This window comes from Kordiimonas laminariae (genome assembly GCF_023008165.1).
Classification (GTDB): Bacteria; Pseudomonadota; Alphaproteobacteria; order Sphingomonadales; family Kordiimonadaceae; genus Kordiimonas; species Kordiimonas laminariae.
Window position 1 is genome coordinate 87,953 of sequence record NZ_JAKQZA010000001.1, and the last position, 12,643, is coordinate 100,595.

The window sequence follows — 12,643 nt, forward strand, 5'->3', positions numbered from 1 at the left end:
TCAAATCTCTCAATTCCGTTAATAGACATTTAACTTTTTGAAGCTTATCAGTTGTATTCGGGCTCAGGGTAAATTCAGGCAAACATGAAACATACTTGTGCATACGTATTGAGTGTAAGATGACAACCGTAGACAAATTTTTGGGTTTAGCGATCTTTTTAATGATGGCACCTATTGCATTGATAGCACTTCCAGAAACAGCAGCCATCGCTTCTGTAGCGGTTTTTGGCGCATTTTACTTTGTGCACATCTGGAAAAAACCTCAAAGACGCTGCCGTTCCTGCGGCGAGATTTTCCGCATTAGTTTGTTCGGCAGCCTGAAGATAAGGGTTGGTCACTTAAATTGTCCGCGCTGTGGTACACAAGTTAAAAACAAACACAGATAACCTCAAAACACCTGCTTAGCTGCGGCTAATCCGCGCAGTTTATGTTTTACAAACAAAGTAACTTGCAAAACCGAAGTCTCGGTCTATATAGCAGCGTAATGTAGTTTGCGCCTGTATTCAGGCGGCCGTATATTAAAGGACAATACTGTGAAAAAAACCTCCCTAGTGGCAGCGTCTGTTTTGGCGCTTACAGCCGTATCTTTCACTGCTCCGGCAATTGCTGCGGGCAAATCCGATAAAGCTCTTAAGGTATGCATGAAAGAAACACGTGCGAAGCTTGGTAAGGGCCGCATCCTTCTTGATAAGAAAACAAAGGTAAACCGCAACTTCGGTTTTGAGCTTATCAAAATGGTTGAAGGCAAAAGCCGTGAAGAAGCCAGCATTATCTGCGTGGTAGATAAAAAAGAGCTAAAAATCCTGAGCTTTGATATCCATAAATCAAACTAAGGATCAGGCATCTTGATCATTTTGTGGAAATAGAGGTTGGCAGCCAATACCTTCAACCTCTGTATCTGCCCATTTCCCAATTGCCAGTAATACTGGTCTTAATCTGTTACCCGCAGATGTTAAATAATATCGGTGCCGCACCGGATTTTCCTGATACATTTCTTTGCCGATCAGGCCTTTTTCTTCCAGCATTTTTAGTTTAGCAGCGAGCGTACTCGTCGATATCTGTTCAGGCCCATTCTGAATTTCCTGATAGGTATTTCTTCCGTGAAACATTAAATCACGGATGATAAGCAAGGTCCATCGGTCACCAATCAAATCAAGGGCAGCAGCAATCCCACACTGAGAACGTAGCTTCTCAGGCACGATGGCTTTTTCATCTTCCAATTGATAGGTCCCTTGCTTTTCCATTCGCAAACAATAGCCAAGCTCAGGCTACATGCAAACTCAAAAAAGCTACCGTTTACAATCTTTTGCAGCACTCAGGCACTTACGTAGCTGTTTAAGTACTTTCATCTGAATATTATACATTTCATCATTATCTTCGCGGATCGATTTGACCTCCGACCAGAGCATCTTGGCCTGATCTAAAGCAAGTTTCCCCTTTTTCGAAACAATCAGATAATAAGATTTTGAACTGTAAATGGCTGGCTGAACGGTGAGTTTGTTTCGGTAATCTTCATCAAGAAGATAGATCCTTGCAGCAGGTTCTAGAACAATAATTCCATTTAACCGCCCTCTCAGCAGCATACGAAACAGCTGGCTATAACGCTCCGCATAAACCGCCTTTACACCTGTTTCCTCAAGCTCAAGGGCATTTGAATATCCTTTTGGTAAACCAACAGGATGAGGCAAATTATCCCTTATACCATCCCAAACATAACCCCGTCTGGTAACCAGCGCATAACTGGCCTGAATAATACGGTATGGGGAAATCTCGCCAGCTTCAGCCCCAGGAGGGTAATAAAAATCAGCAGCACGCTCAGGCCTGTAAGCAGCTGAAACTATAACATCGTAATTACCTTTTCGGGCTTCTGATAAACACCGTTGCCACGAAAGCGGTTGAGCCTTAACACGGTAACCCAACCGTTTCAGAGCCTCTTTGGCGATCTCTATATTTGTTCCACTACTCTTACCGTCATATGAAAATGCATATGGCGCCCAAAAGTTCTCATCTGAGCATAAAGATATCGTCCCTCTCTCCACCGCAAAAGCGGAAACAGAGACAACGCTAGCTAGTATGAAACCAAATAAGCGCCTGAACAAATTTCCTCACCCTTAGTGCTCAGCACATTAGCCAGCCTCATCTATTTTTAAAGCAGTCTGGTAGGCTGGCCGCTCCAGACAACGGGCCACATAGGCACCTAAAACATCATTATCAGGCAAAATGTTAAATTTTTTCATAAAGTAACATGTTGAACCTACCATAACATCAGCTGCGGTAAATTTATCCCCAACAAGCCACTCTTTACCTGTTAACGCTGATACAAGTGTTTCGATCATGCTGTCATAATCACCCCAACCGTGAGAGTATTTATTTGCTTCCCAACCGCCAAACTTTTCAGCCATAGCTGGCTCAATCACGCCCGGTACATATATCATCCAGTAAAGAAACTTACCGCGTTCAGCGCTATCCAGCGCAGGAGACAGATTGCCGAGACTATAACGATCAGCTAAATAGAGACAGATAGCAGCTGATTCCGAAAGGCTTGCATCTCCATCAACAAGCGCAGGAACTTTGCCCATAGGACTAGCAGCTAACAAGGCATCAGGCCGAGCCGTGTCTTCCTTAATCTCTATGAGCTCTCGCTCATAAGGTTGCCCAATTTCCTCAAGCATCCATAAAGCACGTGCTGATCTGGTTTGTGGTGCCCAATAAAGTTTCATATCTACCTCTCTGATAATTAGTCGTGGAATGCAGTAGGTAAAAAACAACAACGCCAGAAAGTGTCAGCATACATGAAGATCACCTGGAAAATCTGAAAAATAATCAAAGCTATGTTGGCAGCGCATAAATTCCTGCTTATTCTGCCGCCATATGAAGAGGAGGCTTTCTTGCGTTTCATTTATTCCATGCTCATCTTATTATGTGTTTCCGTAAATGTGCGCGCGGCAGAGCCTCTTGAGCAATTGAAGGGTCTTATTCCCTTCATTGGAACCTGGACCTCTCTTTCAGATACGCCTGATCCCAGAAAGCGCTTCATTGATGTAACACGGTGGGAATGGGCTTTTGGTGGCAAGGTTGTTCGCATTATCCACAGCGTAAATGATGGAGCATACGCAGGCGAAAGCCTTATCCACTGGGATGATGTGGACCAGCAGATTATATACCGATATGTAAACAATAGCGGCTTTTATACCGACGGTGTCATCACCGAGCGTTCATACGGCAGCATTATCGTGCATGAATATATCCGTGGTACAACAGAAGAAGGCCCCACAGAAACCAGAGCGGGCTATTCCATCCGAAACGGGCAGATGTATAGCTGGACACAGTTCAAGCTACGCGGCGTGTGGGGTGAAAAAAGCGAAGTTGTTTATGAACGCACACCAAATGCTACACCCAAAATGCCGCCCTTGCCGGAATAGTGCATAGATTCTCTGTAAAATAATAGCAGGACATAATAGAGCTTCACGCACCAAACCCTACAATACTGTACAAAATCAAAGGGTTAAATCCTGCGACAATTGTCCACAGTTACAGGGGCAACCAAAACACATACATAAGCATCAAGTTTGAAGTTTATGTGAGGTACTCCCCATGTCTGATATTGCTCTGAAACCAGAAAACAAACTGGATTTTGGTCTTCTATTCCAGAAGCTATTTTTCCTAATCCCTATTCTCGGCCCTATGGTGCGCGAAGTTAAAGAAGGCGGCGAAGTTATGTTCATCGGCTTTCTTATTAACGTTGCTATGCTGTGGATCATGGCTGGTATTCAGTGGGGCTTGATGGGTGTTGTAGGCGGTGCTTATGTACTGCTGCCGCTATACTTTGTGATCCTGTTCACATTGATGCTGGGCAAGCAGGAATAGGTCTCTTCACCTAATATTCAGCTTTTTCGATTATAAATATCGAAACAATCCATCGTGATCTTGCGTGTTATGCATTGGCAAGTGCGATTTCAGGCATTATGTACATGCTCAAGAAATTGCCCCAAGAAATTGGCGGGCTAATTGCCGAGGAATAATGCGCAGCATGAGCGCGAGACTAAGGAATGATTAGATGACTGATACAAAACACAGCAACATGCTGATTATTGGTTCTGGCCCAGCGGGCTATACAGCTGCGATTTATGCTGCGCGCGCAAGCCTTAAGCCAACAATCGTAACTGGCATGCAAGCTGGTGGTCAGCTAACCATTACAACGGATGTAGAGAACTATCCTGGCTTTGCTGATGCCGTTCAAGGCCCTGAGCTTATGGAAGCTATGCGCCAGCAGGCGGAAAACGTTGGTACAGATATCATTTATGATTACATCAACGAAGTTGACCTGAAATCTACACCAAAGAAAGCAATTGGTGACAGCGGCACTATATACACTGCTGATACAATTGTGATCGCAACAGGTGCGCAAGCTAAGTGGCTTGGTCTTCCATCTGAAGAGAAATTTAACGGTTACGGTGTATCAGCATGTGCAACATGTGATGGCTTCTTCTACCGCGGCAAGGAAGTTGTGGTAATCGGTGGCGGTAACACTGCTGTTGAGGAAGCGCTGTATCTGGCGAACATTTGCTCGAAAGTAACGATCGTTCACCGCCGTGATGAGTTCCGCTCTGAAAAGATTTTGGCGGAGCGTCTATTTGCCACAGAGAATGTGGAAGTAAAATGGGATACCGTGCTTGATGAAGTTCTTGGCACAGAAGAACCTCTAGGTGTTACTGGTGTTCGCCTGAAGAACGTTAAATCAGGTGAAACTGAAGAACTTAATGTACACGGTGTTTTTGTTGCAATCGGGCACAAGCCATCAACAGAGCTGTTCAAAGATCAGCTTCCGATGGATGAAGAAGGTTATCTGATCAAAAAGCCAGATAGCACAGAAACAGATATCCCGGGCGTTTACGCTGCGGGTGACGTAACTGATAAAGTTTACCGCCAGGCTGTTACAGCAGCAGGAATGGGCTGTATGGCAGCACTGGAAGCGGAAAAATATATTGCTGAAATGCACCATGCAGCAGCAAAAGCCGCTGAATAGGAATTTGTACTGAGTACAAGTATTGAGTTTGTTCGAAGTATAGTGTTCCGAGTGTTTTTGTTCTGAGTAACTTGTTTTGAGTAGTTTAGTTCTGAGTACCCGTGTTTTGAGTATGATGTTCTGAGTTAATTGTTTCGAGTACTATGTTTTGAGTTAAACCGTATCAGGTTTTGAGGCCCGCTCCCCCCAGGTGTGGGCCTCATTCTTTATTGAGAAAGCAGTTTTCTAGCTCTGGCCTGCATGGCTTTACTGCCTATCTCAAGAGCAATACCCAGCGCTTTGGAAACTCGGCTTTCAAACCGTGGATGTAGTACAGATAAATCAAAAAGTGCCTGAAGCGCCCATGTGCGGAGCAAACTACCCTTTCCTGTTTCAAACCGCTCAAAAAGTGTATCAAAAACAGCCTCTGTTTCCTTTTCATTCAAAGTGAGTATGGAAAGTATCTTTGAAAAAGCTTCGGTAAGTTCCCATTGGCTATTTTCAATAAGCTTTACTGCAATTTCTGAAGAGCAACCGCTAACCAGATCAGGTGCTATTTCCCCCAAAGTTTGCAAAGCATGCGAGACATGGGAAACAATCACTTCATCCTCGCTGGATAAAAGCTTTAGAAAAGTTCTAAATTCTTCCGGATTATCTTTTATATGGTGCGCAACATCAGTTGCACGGGCAATAGCCCCTCGCCTACCTTCAAAAAGAGCAAGTGCAATATCCATCAGCCCGCTGGCACCGATTGTTGAAGCGCATCCCGCGCTGCTTTACCTTTATCAGTAAGGATCACCATATAATGTCCGTCCGCGAGCTGCTGGTATGCAACCAACCCTGCACCGTTCCCCACTTTCATCAGCATCATATGCTGGTACACTTCTTCCCATGTCATGCCAGTGCCAACACCGATATCATACATGCGTGCCTGATCACCAAGATCGGATAAAATCATAAAGCAAATCACAGCTTCTGCTGTCATGCCTGGATATTCCCGTTTGAAATATCCTGCTACTGCTTCCAGAATTTTATCGTTACTTGTCACGGAGCTAACCTCAAGATTGTGTAAGGGTCAGTTTATGCAATATGAAGGGCCGCAGCAAGCAGTGAAAACATAAAGACATGAAGGACTTGCACCCTGCCCCAAGGAATGGGATAGTCAGCGAAACTTAGGAGAACATGGCATGGATTGGGATAGACTTCGCATTTTTCATACCGTTGCGGAATCTGGCAGTTTTACAAATGCTGGTGCCCGGCTGAACTGTAGCCAGTCTGCTGTCAGTCGCCAAATTCGCGCGCTTGAAGAAAGCCTTAATGTTTCTCTGTTCACACGCCATGCTCGCGGCCTTGTTCTTACGCAGGAAGGGCAGGAACTTTTCAACACTGCCCGTGATGTGGTCCACCGCATTGAAGAAACCGAACGCAGTTTGATGGAATCAAAAGAGCGTCCATCAGGCCTTCTCCGTGTAACCACAATGGTAACGTTCGGTGCGGTTTGGCTCACGCCGCATCTTGAACAGTTTATGGCTGAATATCCTGATATTGATGTGCAGGTTATCCTTGATGATGCCGATCTTGACCTAGCTGCTGGTGAAGCGGATGTGGCGATCCGCCTTCATGATCCAGAACAGGCTGATTTGATCCAGCGCCCGCTGGCTAGTTTCCACACCCACATTTATGCAAGCCCGGAGTATCTGGACCGTATGGGAACACCCGTTACACCTGAAGACTTGGATAACCACGATCTTATCACCTTCGGCACAACAAACCTGCCGACACTGAAGAACCTTGGCTGGCTCGCAAATGTTGGTAACCCAACCAAGAAACGGAAGCCGCGCCTACAGGTAAATAACCTTTACGGCGTGATGCATGCTGTGGAAGCCGGTATGGGCATTGCGGTTTTACCGGATTATCTGGTGCACAACAGGCAAACGCTTGTGCGGGTTCTGCCCCAAATCGAGGGCAAACCGTTTAATAGCTATTATTGTTATCCGCCTGAGCTTAGAGGATCGCTCCGCGTGGCTCTGTTCCGTGATTTCATGGTGCGGCAGATTAAAGCTGAAAGTAATATCCTTTAAAATACAAAGCCCCCGCAACATCGCGAGGGCTTTTTCATATGGGTGATTTACATACCCCCAAAGAGCACGCTAACTTCTTCCCAGAAGCTCCGGTTTTTAATGGCATACTCCCTTAATTCATCAAGCTCTCCGCGCGTATACCATTGCCCCGCCTTTGCAACTGCGGCAGGCTCCACGAGTACAGAAAGATCATCAATGGGATCAGATGCGGTATAGATAAAATCTGCATTATACCCTACCGCTATATGCCCGATCTTATTTTGCATCCCCAGCGCCTTGGCTGAATTAATGGTGGCTGCCGCCAATACCTCATAACTATCAAGTCCGGCTTCTTTCATCAGCCACATCTCAGTGTGCGTTGCAAGACCGTGCGGGGACAATAGCACGCCTGAATCAGAGCCTACCAGTAGAGGAATTCCCCCTTCATGCACGCTTTTCGTGATCAACTGTAAAAAGGCAAAGGTCTTTTTATTATGTGCCACCATTTTGTCAGAGGCGGTTAGCCAGCGATCCACTTGGTTTTTAGTAGCCTCAAGCGCAATGATATCAGAGGTATAGTGTTTTGGGGTCTGCTCAAGAAACGCTTCTTTTTCCTCACTCAGTTTCGTTAACTGATAAAAGATATTCAGTGTTGGTGTGAGCGGTACCTCTGTTACTTTCAATTCGGCAATAATACCCAGCAGACGTTCAGGTTCAAATTTGTAATTCAGCGGGCCCTGATAGATATCTTCCGCATGTTCAAAAGACTGCAACCCCTTTAGTTTGCCAACAGGCATCTCACCCGATGCGTGCGGTCCATGCTTGGCCATTGGCATATCCAGCCGCTTGCCTTCAGCAACAGCGCCTTTAAGGGCTGCTTCGCTCAAGTTTCCATAAAGCTTGATCAGATCATAGCCTTCACCATGATACTTGCGAACAGCTTCCTTGGCTTCTTCAGCGGTTTCAACACCATGATGCAAATAAGCCCCTTTGTAGCCAGAGATAATCGGACTACTAACCGTTGAGCTACTACCAAGCATCTCTCCTGCATTTACCTTATCACGCCATTCAAGTTGCTTTGGCACGCCGTTCATAATGCGGACATGGGTTACCCCGTGGCTTAAGGTCATCACATAAGCTGCGCGCTCATACATATGCACATGCATATCAATCAGGCCTGGTGTTACATACCCGCCTTTTCCTTCAATAACAGGAAGGTCAGCCAACCTATCAGATACATCCACATCAGTAATTGAGGTGATCTTACCGTTTTCCACCCTGATGGTTTTAGACGAAAGAATAGAACGGTTCGCTACATCAACGACATTTACATTTTGTAAGATAAAGCCATTACCTAGTGGCTCAATGTCTTCGCTTACAGCGCTACAGCCAATCAATAGGCTTGCCAGCACACAGGGGATAAATTTCATACCTAACTCCTCGCTTTAGAAAGCTATGAGTTAGGAAGAGCAAATAATCCTGTCGTCCAGAAACAGGTTATTTGACGTCTATCATCTTGTTGTTAGGCCTTTATGCGGCTTTTATACTCTGACGGTGTCATCCCTGCGATTTGCTTAAACACCTTATTGAAGGATGCTTTCGAACTAAACCCGGCTGCCATTGCAATTTCAAGCAAGGATTGCTTGGTCCCTGTCTCGATAGCGTTACAGACATATTCAACCCTAAAGCCATTGATATATTCGTTGAAGGGAAGCTCTTTCACCACATTAATTGCCCGTGATATTTCCCGAACCTGCAAGCCGGTTAGTTCACTTAAATCATTCAAAGTAAGGCGTGGTTTTAAATACCATTCATTCAACCTGATAAGCTTATCCAGTTCTTCAAAAACCGCAGTATAATCTTCCGTCTTGGCTTCACCATCTTTGGTATCAGGCAAAAGTTTTGCGCTTTTCTTTGGAAGATTTCCCTGCATCTGGAACTTCACGATAATGACCATTGAAGCAACAAGCCAAACTGCATTATTCACACCTTGCCCAAGAATATTCAAACCGTGGGAGATCAATGGCTGAATATTCAAACGGACAAGATCAACAAGGTTGAAAGCTGCGGTTATAACCAACACCCATATAAGCCAATTCAGCGAGTGTTCTTCAGCATCAGAACGTTCTTCATCAAGCAAGCGCTTGTATTTCCAGATCATCGACATAGTAAAGAGCGCATAGGCAAGCCGCCATATTGTACCAACGGCAATTACTTCATAAGTGTATGAGGTGAAAAACAGGAGCGGTAAGGCTGGTGCCAAATGCCATGCTTCACGCCACAGCAACTTTTTTTCAATAATCAGCTTTGCACTGAGATATGTTGCTGGCCCAAAAAGCATGATGAAAACAGGGCTAACCAGATAAATATCCCTGGTAACGCCTGTTTCTTCGAGAATATTGATTGTGGCGGCCAGTGCCATCGCCAAATAGAAAAATGCAATGCCCCGAAATTCATACGGTTTGGTAAGCCAAAAGAGAACGCCGCCTAACACCCCAATAGCAATGGCACCTGCCTGTATTAAATTGACAAAATTGAGGGCTTCCATTTCGCTAATCACACCTGTTTTGAAGGCTGCAAATATAAAAGCCACCCCATCAAAAAAATGAGGTGGCTTATTTCTTTAACGGCTAACAGTGGCCTTTATAATCTTATCGCCTTCCTGAAGGTTATAAACCACATTCATACTGCTGGTTACCTCGCCAAACACAGTGTAACGACCATTCAGGTGCATGTTGTATGCTGTATTGATAAAGAACTGGGTTGTCCCGGTATCAGGGCCCGCGGTTGCTACACCAACAGTACCAATTTCATGAGCACCGCCCCATTCCTCGCGGATGCTACCCCACTTATAAAGCTCTGGGTCTTCCTTTTGGCCAGCTTGCGCAACAAAGTTCGGGATCACCCGGTGCCATAGCATACCATCCAACTTGCCTTGTTCTGCTGCTTGCAAAAAGCTTGTGGCGGCAAAGGGTGCATTCGGGCGCATTTTAATTATAATATCGCCTTGGGTCGTAGAAAGGGTCAGTGTTTTGGTCACATAGTTTTGCGTTGTAGCAAAATCCGGTGTTGCACGCGGCACAGTATCCGCCTCAATAGACGGATCAAGCGCAACAGCTGCCTCATAGCCGCGCACAGTATCTTTATGTGTATCAGCATATTCTTTCAGAATTTCGCGGCCTTCATCAGAACCAGACAGGATAATCAACCCTTGAAACGCAAGGTAATAATCATCGCCTGCAAGCCATTCACTGGCTACACGGTTTGCAAGTTCTGCATCCCGCGCCCGAATACCGCGCATAGCGGAAACCTTATCCCAGCTTGTACCGTTTGATAACGCGTTATCAAGAATAGCTTCAACACCGGGATCATCCATATTCCGGTTTGCAAGCGCCGCAAGAGCTGCATGCCTTACATGAGCAGATTCGTCTTCAACAAGGTTATAGAGTGCCAGCTTTGTTGCTTCATCAGAAAGCCGGGCCATTGCCGTAATCGCTGCAATACGAACCACCTTCGCCTGTCCTTCGATAAGTGATAACAACAGCGGTGCTGCTTCATTACCGAACTGACGAGCAACACGGGTAAGAGCAATTTTTACATCAACAGATGGCGCTTCACTGATAGCGCGTTCAACATCCGCAAGCTCAAGCATACTGTTCAGGCCGTTTACACGCCCAAGCGCATAAGCCGCAGCATACCCCAGCTTTTTATCGGAAGTGAGATCAAGCAATTCACCAAATGGTGCGAGCTGATAATCAGATGCCTTCACCTGAGCATAAGCGATGGATTGAATAATCGCCACAAGACCCGCTTCATCCAGCTCCGCATAATTATCAAAAAGCGGCATCCGTGCAACTTCACCGCCCGAATACCCCAGAGCCACAGCCAAAACTTCTTTGATGCGCACATCCTCTTCCGCATCAAATGCAGAAAGAAGATTCGCGGAAAGCTTTTCATCCTGGCAGTATGCGGCACCAATCGCGGCATAATAGCGGTAATTTTTATCGTCACTTACCAAATACGGTGCAATCTTGCCGCACATCTCTTCGCCCATATGCCCCATAAAGGCCAAAACTTCAGGCTGATTTGCATTCAAAGCTTCTTCAAAAACAGGATTCGCCACATCACGTTGGTCCACCGCAACTAAAACTTCGGCCTTCCAATCTTTTTTTTCAGTAGTTTCACCACCACTGTCACCACATGCAGCCGCTGCAAATATTGCCAAGCCAGCCACTGACATTTTGTACCAGTTCATGAGCATCCCCCGCTAAGTATTTGCCTAAAATAGGCTTTTTCAAACGCTATAATGAAGCATTAATCGCTGCCGTCAAGCAATGCGTTTAACAAATAGTTCACAATTGAAAGGCATGCACAAAACGCATGGCTGGTACGGCGAAATCATCTCTTTTCCTTTTTGTGGTGCAGGCCTATATACCTGTCAACGCCAACGAGCACACTAACTGCTCAGCGGCAACGAGTTTAAAGTTTTGGCGGTTTCCGCCATAAAGGTCGGTCCCGGAGTTCCTCCCCCTCCCCCACTTCCCCTCCGGGACCGGCCCTTTACTAATTTACGCTGATAGACGTTTGATGCGTAAACTCCCTATGTTGATACACTTTCGAGACCTCGGATTTTTCCGGGGTCTTTTTTTATCTGCCGCATACTTGTTGTTTGAGAATCAACGCTGTAGGATCAACCCATGACGTTAGTGAAAATATGGATATTCGGTATATTCAGCCTTTTCTTTTGTGGCACGTTTTCCTGTCATGCCGAACATTTCAAGCTTGGTTCCTATGCTCAATCTGACCCGTTTTTCCTTGAACTACTGCAAGAAGCCTTAAACGCCGCAGATGGGGACCACACCCTCGAGAACTATTCGCTGGTACGCTATAATCAGGCCCGGACACTCTCTGAACTTAGCCACGGGCAGGCCCCTTTTAATCTTTATCTAACCGGCCATGACAAAGACCGGGAACAAACGCTTCTGCAAATTGATATTCCGCTCACGAAAGGCCTTCTGGGTACCCGGGTATTATTCGTTCAGCCAAAGAGTGATGCCAAAATCAATCAGATTACTTCTTTTGAAGATCTGAAGACCTTCACCTTCGCCTCAGGCACCACCTGGCCGGATACCCCAATACTCAAGCATAATGGCTTAACGGTTGTCCCGGCACCGAACGAGAGCCTTCCTATTATGCTGGCAAGGCAGCGCGTTGATATATATCCGCGCTCTGTCATGGAATGGGAAAGAAACAAAGAAGCCCTTGAGCGCTATTTTAAACGCGGGGAAATCCTGCTCAACACCCATGTCATACTGAAATACAAATCTGACTTATTCTTTTATATGAATAAATCAGATATTAAACACGCGGCTATTCTTCAGCAAGGGCTGGAACGCATCATGGAAAACGGGGTGTATGACCGGATGTTCAAGAAGGCCTCAAACCTGCAAATTGCCCTTGATGCTGTTATGAAGCATAACCCAATCGTTTTTGAACTGGAGAACCCGCGCCTCAGCAAACGGGTTCAAAATATCCCGGAAAAATACTGGTACCAATTCCCTAAAAAACCTTAACCCGC

General features: G+C 45.7%; 15 protein-coding genes. 7 read left to right on the plus strand and 8 right to left on the minus strand.

The features are described 5' to 3' along the window. Nucleotides 1-119 precede the first annotated feature (119 nt). Together MF542_RS00385 and MF542_RS00390 are read left to right on the plus strand one after the other, a co-directional pair. Nucleotides 120-386: an FYVE zinc finger domain-containing protein gene (locus tag MF542_RS00385; protein WP_247014773.1), complete on the plus strand. Its 267-nt coding sequence runs from the start codon at nucleotides 120-122 to the stop codon at nucleotides 384-386. 147 nt (nucleotides 387-533) lie between these two features. Then, nucleotides 534-833, plus strand: coding sequence for a hypothetical protein (locus MF542_RS00390; RefSeq protein WP_247014775.1), 300 nt, complete (start codon nucleotides 534-536; stop codon nucleotides 831-833). 3 nt (nucleotides 834-836) lie between these two features. On the opposite strand, the gene MF542_RS00395 is transcribed toward MF542_RS00390, so the two are convergent. The 3 genes from MF542_RS00395 to MF542_RS00405 all read right to left on the minus strand — a co-directional run bounded on the left by MF542_RS00395 (nucleotide 837) and on the right by MF542_RS00405 (nucleotide 2,720). Further along, nucleotides 837-1,244: a winged helix-turn-helix transcriptional regulator gene (locus tag MF542_RS00395; RefSeq protein WP_247014777.1), complete on the minus strand. Its 408-nt coding sequence runs from the start codon at nucleotides 1,242-1,244 to the stop codon at nucleotides 837-839. Nucleotides 1,245-1,289: 45 nt separating this feature from the next. Then, nucleotides 1,290-2,039 (minus strand): substrate-binding periplasmic protein, encoded by a 750-nt coding sequence (locus MF542_RS00400; protein WP_247015959.1) that lies wholly within the window; start codon nucleotides 2,037-2,039, stop codon nucleotides 1,290-1,292. Between the two features lie 87 nt (nucleotides 2,040-2,126). Then, on the minus strand, nucleotides 2,127-2,720 hold the full coding sequence (locus MF542_RS00405) for a glutathione S-transferase family protein (protein WP_247014779.1): 594 nt from the start codon (nucleotides 2,718-2,720) through the stop codon (nucleotides 2,127-2,129). A 168-nt stretch (nucleotides 2,721-2,888) separates the two neighbouring features. Between MF542_RS00405 and MF542_RS00410 the strand changes: the two genes are divergently transcribed. The 3 genes from MF542_RS00410 (at nucleotide 2,889) to trxB (ending at nucleotide 5,026) form a co-directional block, all read left to right on the plus strand. Next, nucleotides 2,889-3,422 carry a hypothetical protein gene (locus tag MF542_RS00410; protein WP_247014781.1) on the plus strand — a complete coding sequence of 178 codons (534 nt, stop codon included), beginning with the start codon at nucleotides 2,889-2,891 and terminating at the stop codon, nucleotides 3,420-3,422. 172 nt (nucleotides 3,423-3,594) lie between these two features. Continuing rightward, nucleotides 3,595-3,867, plus strand: a complete 273-nt coding sequence (locus tag MF542_RS00415; RefSeq protein WP_247014783.1) for a hypothetical protein — start codon at nucleotides 3,595-3,597, stop codon at nucleotides 3,865-3,867. Between the two features lie 190 nt (nucleotides 3,868-4,057). Further along, entirely contained in the window at nucleotides 4,058-5,026 is a 969-nt protein-coding gene (gene trxB / locus MF542_RS00420) for a thioredoxin-disulfide reductase (RefSeq protein ID WP_247014784.1), read from the plus strand. Between the two features lie 206 nt (nucleotides 5,027-5,232). On the opposite strand, the gene MF542_RS00425 is transcribed toward trxB, so the two are convergent. Together MF542_RS00425 and MF542_RS00430 are read right to left on the minus strand one after the other, a co-directional pair. Further along, a complete protein-coding gene (locus MF542_RS00425; RefSeq protein WP_247014786.1) occupies nucleotides 5,233-5,739 on the minus strand; it encodes a hypothetical protein in 507 nt (168 codons plus the stop codon). Further along, nucleotides 5,739-6,053, minus strand: a complete 315-nt coding sequence (locus MF542_RS00430; protein WP_247014788.1) for a hypothetical protein — start codon at nucleotides 6,051-6,053, stop codon at nucleotides 5,739-5,741. Before MF542_RS00430 ends, MF542_RS00425 begins: the two co-directional genes overlap by 1 nt. A 139-nt stretch (nucleotides 6,054-6,192) precedes the next feature. Between MF542_RS00430 and MF542_RS00435 the strand changes: the two genes are divergently transcribed. Continuing rightward, the gene (locus MF542_RS00435) at nucleotides 6,193-7,086 is read left to right on the plus strand and encodes a LysR family transcriptional regulator (RefSeq protein WP_247014790.1); all 894 of its coding nucleotides are present in this window, start codon (nucleotides 6,193-6,195) and stop codon (nucleotides 7,084-7,086) included. A 47-nt stretch (nucleotides 7,087-7,133) separates the two neighbouring features. Here the strand turns inward: MF542_RS00435 and MF542_RS00440 are convergent, their stop codons facing one another. The 3 genes from MF542_RS00440 to MF542_RS00450 form a co-directional block, all read right to left on the minus strand. Further along, entirely contained in the window at nucleotides 7,134-8,495 is a 1,362-nt protein-coding gene (locus tag MF542_RS00440; RefSeq protein ID WP_247014792.1) for an amidohydrolase family protein, read from the minus strand. Between the two features lie 92 nt (nucleotides 8,496-8,587). Next, nucleotides 8,588-9,613 carry a helix-turn-helix domain-containing protein gene (locus MF542_RS00445; protein ID WP_247014794.1) on the minus strand — a complete coding sequence of 342 codons (1,026 nt, stop codon included), beginning with the start codon at nucleotides 9,611-9,613 and terminating at the stop codon, nucleotides 8,588-8,590. Between the two features lie 75 nt (nucleotides 9,614-9,688). Next, nucleotides 9,689-11,320 (minus strand): peptidylprolyl isomerase, encoded by a 1,632-nt coding sequence (locus MF542_RS00450; RefSeq protein ID WP_247014797.1) that lies wholly within the window; start codon nucleotides 11,318-11,320, stop codon nucleotides 9,689-9,691. 442 nt (nucleotides 11,321-11,762) lie between these two features. On the opposite strand from MF542_RS00450, the gene MF542_RS00455 reads away from it, so the two are divergent. Beyond that, nucleotides 11,763-12,638 carry a type 2 periplasmic-binding domain-containing protein gene (locus MF542_RS00455; protein WP_247014799.1) on the plus strand — a complete coding sequence of 292 codons (876 nt, stop codon included), beginning with the start codon at nucleotides 11,763-11,765 and terminating at the stop codon, nucleotides 12,636-12,638. The last annotated feature ends 5 nt before the right edge of the window (nucleotides 12,639-12,643 follow it).

What these genes read in the sequence shown, in the direction of transcription:
- MF542_RS00395 (WP_247014777.1), bottom strand. Translation starts at nt 1,244, where the DNA reads ATGGAAAAGCAAGGGACCTATCAATTGGAAGATGAAAAAGCCATCGTG.
- MF542_RS00455 (WP_247014799.1), top strand. Translation starts at nt 11,763, where the DNA reads ATGACGTTAGTGAAAATATGGATATTCGGTATATTCAGCCTTTTCTTT.
- MF542_RS00425 (WP_247014786.1), bottom strand. Translation starts at nt 5,739, where the DNA reads ATGGATATTGCACTTGCTCTTTTTGAAGGTAGGCGAGGGGCTATTGCC.
- trxB (WP_247014784.1), top strand. Translation starts at nt 4,058, where the DNA reads ATGACTGATACAAAACACAGCAACATGCTGATTATTGGTTCTGGCCCA.
- MF542_RS00450 (WP_247014797.1), bottom strand. Translation starts at nt 11,320, where the DNA reads ATGAACTGGTACAAAATGTCAGTGGCTGGCTTGGCAATATTTGCAGCG.
- MF542_RS00385 (WP_247014773.1), top strand. Translation starts at nt 120, where the DNA reads ATGACAACCGTAGACAAATTTTTGGGTTTAGCGATCTTTTTAATGATG.
- MF542_RS00435 (WP_247014790.1), top strand. Translation starts at nt 6,193, where the DNA reads ATGGATTGGGATAGACTTCGCATTTTTCATACCGTTGCGGAATCTGGC.
- MF542_RS00445 (WP_247014794.1), bottom strand. Translation starts at nt 9,613, where the DNA reads ATGGAAGCCCTCAATTTTGTCAATTTAATACAGGCAGGTGCCATTGCT.
- MF542_RS00405 (WP_247014779.1), bottom strand. Translation starts at nt 2,720, where the DNA reads ATGAAACTTTATTGGGCACCACAAACCAGATCAGCACGTGCTTTATGG.
- MF542_RS00440 (WP_247014792.1), bottom strand. Translation starts at nt 8,495, where the DNA reads ATGAAATTTATCCCCTGTGTGCTGGCAAGCCTATTGATTGGCTGTAGC.
- MF542_RS00415 (WP_247014783.1), top strand. Translation starts at nt 3,595, where the DNA reads ATGTCTGATATTGCTCTGAAACCAGAAAACAAACTGGATTTTGGTCTT.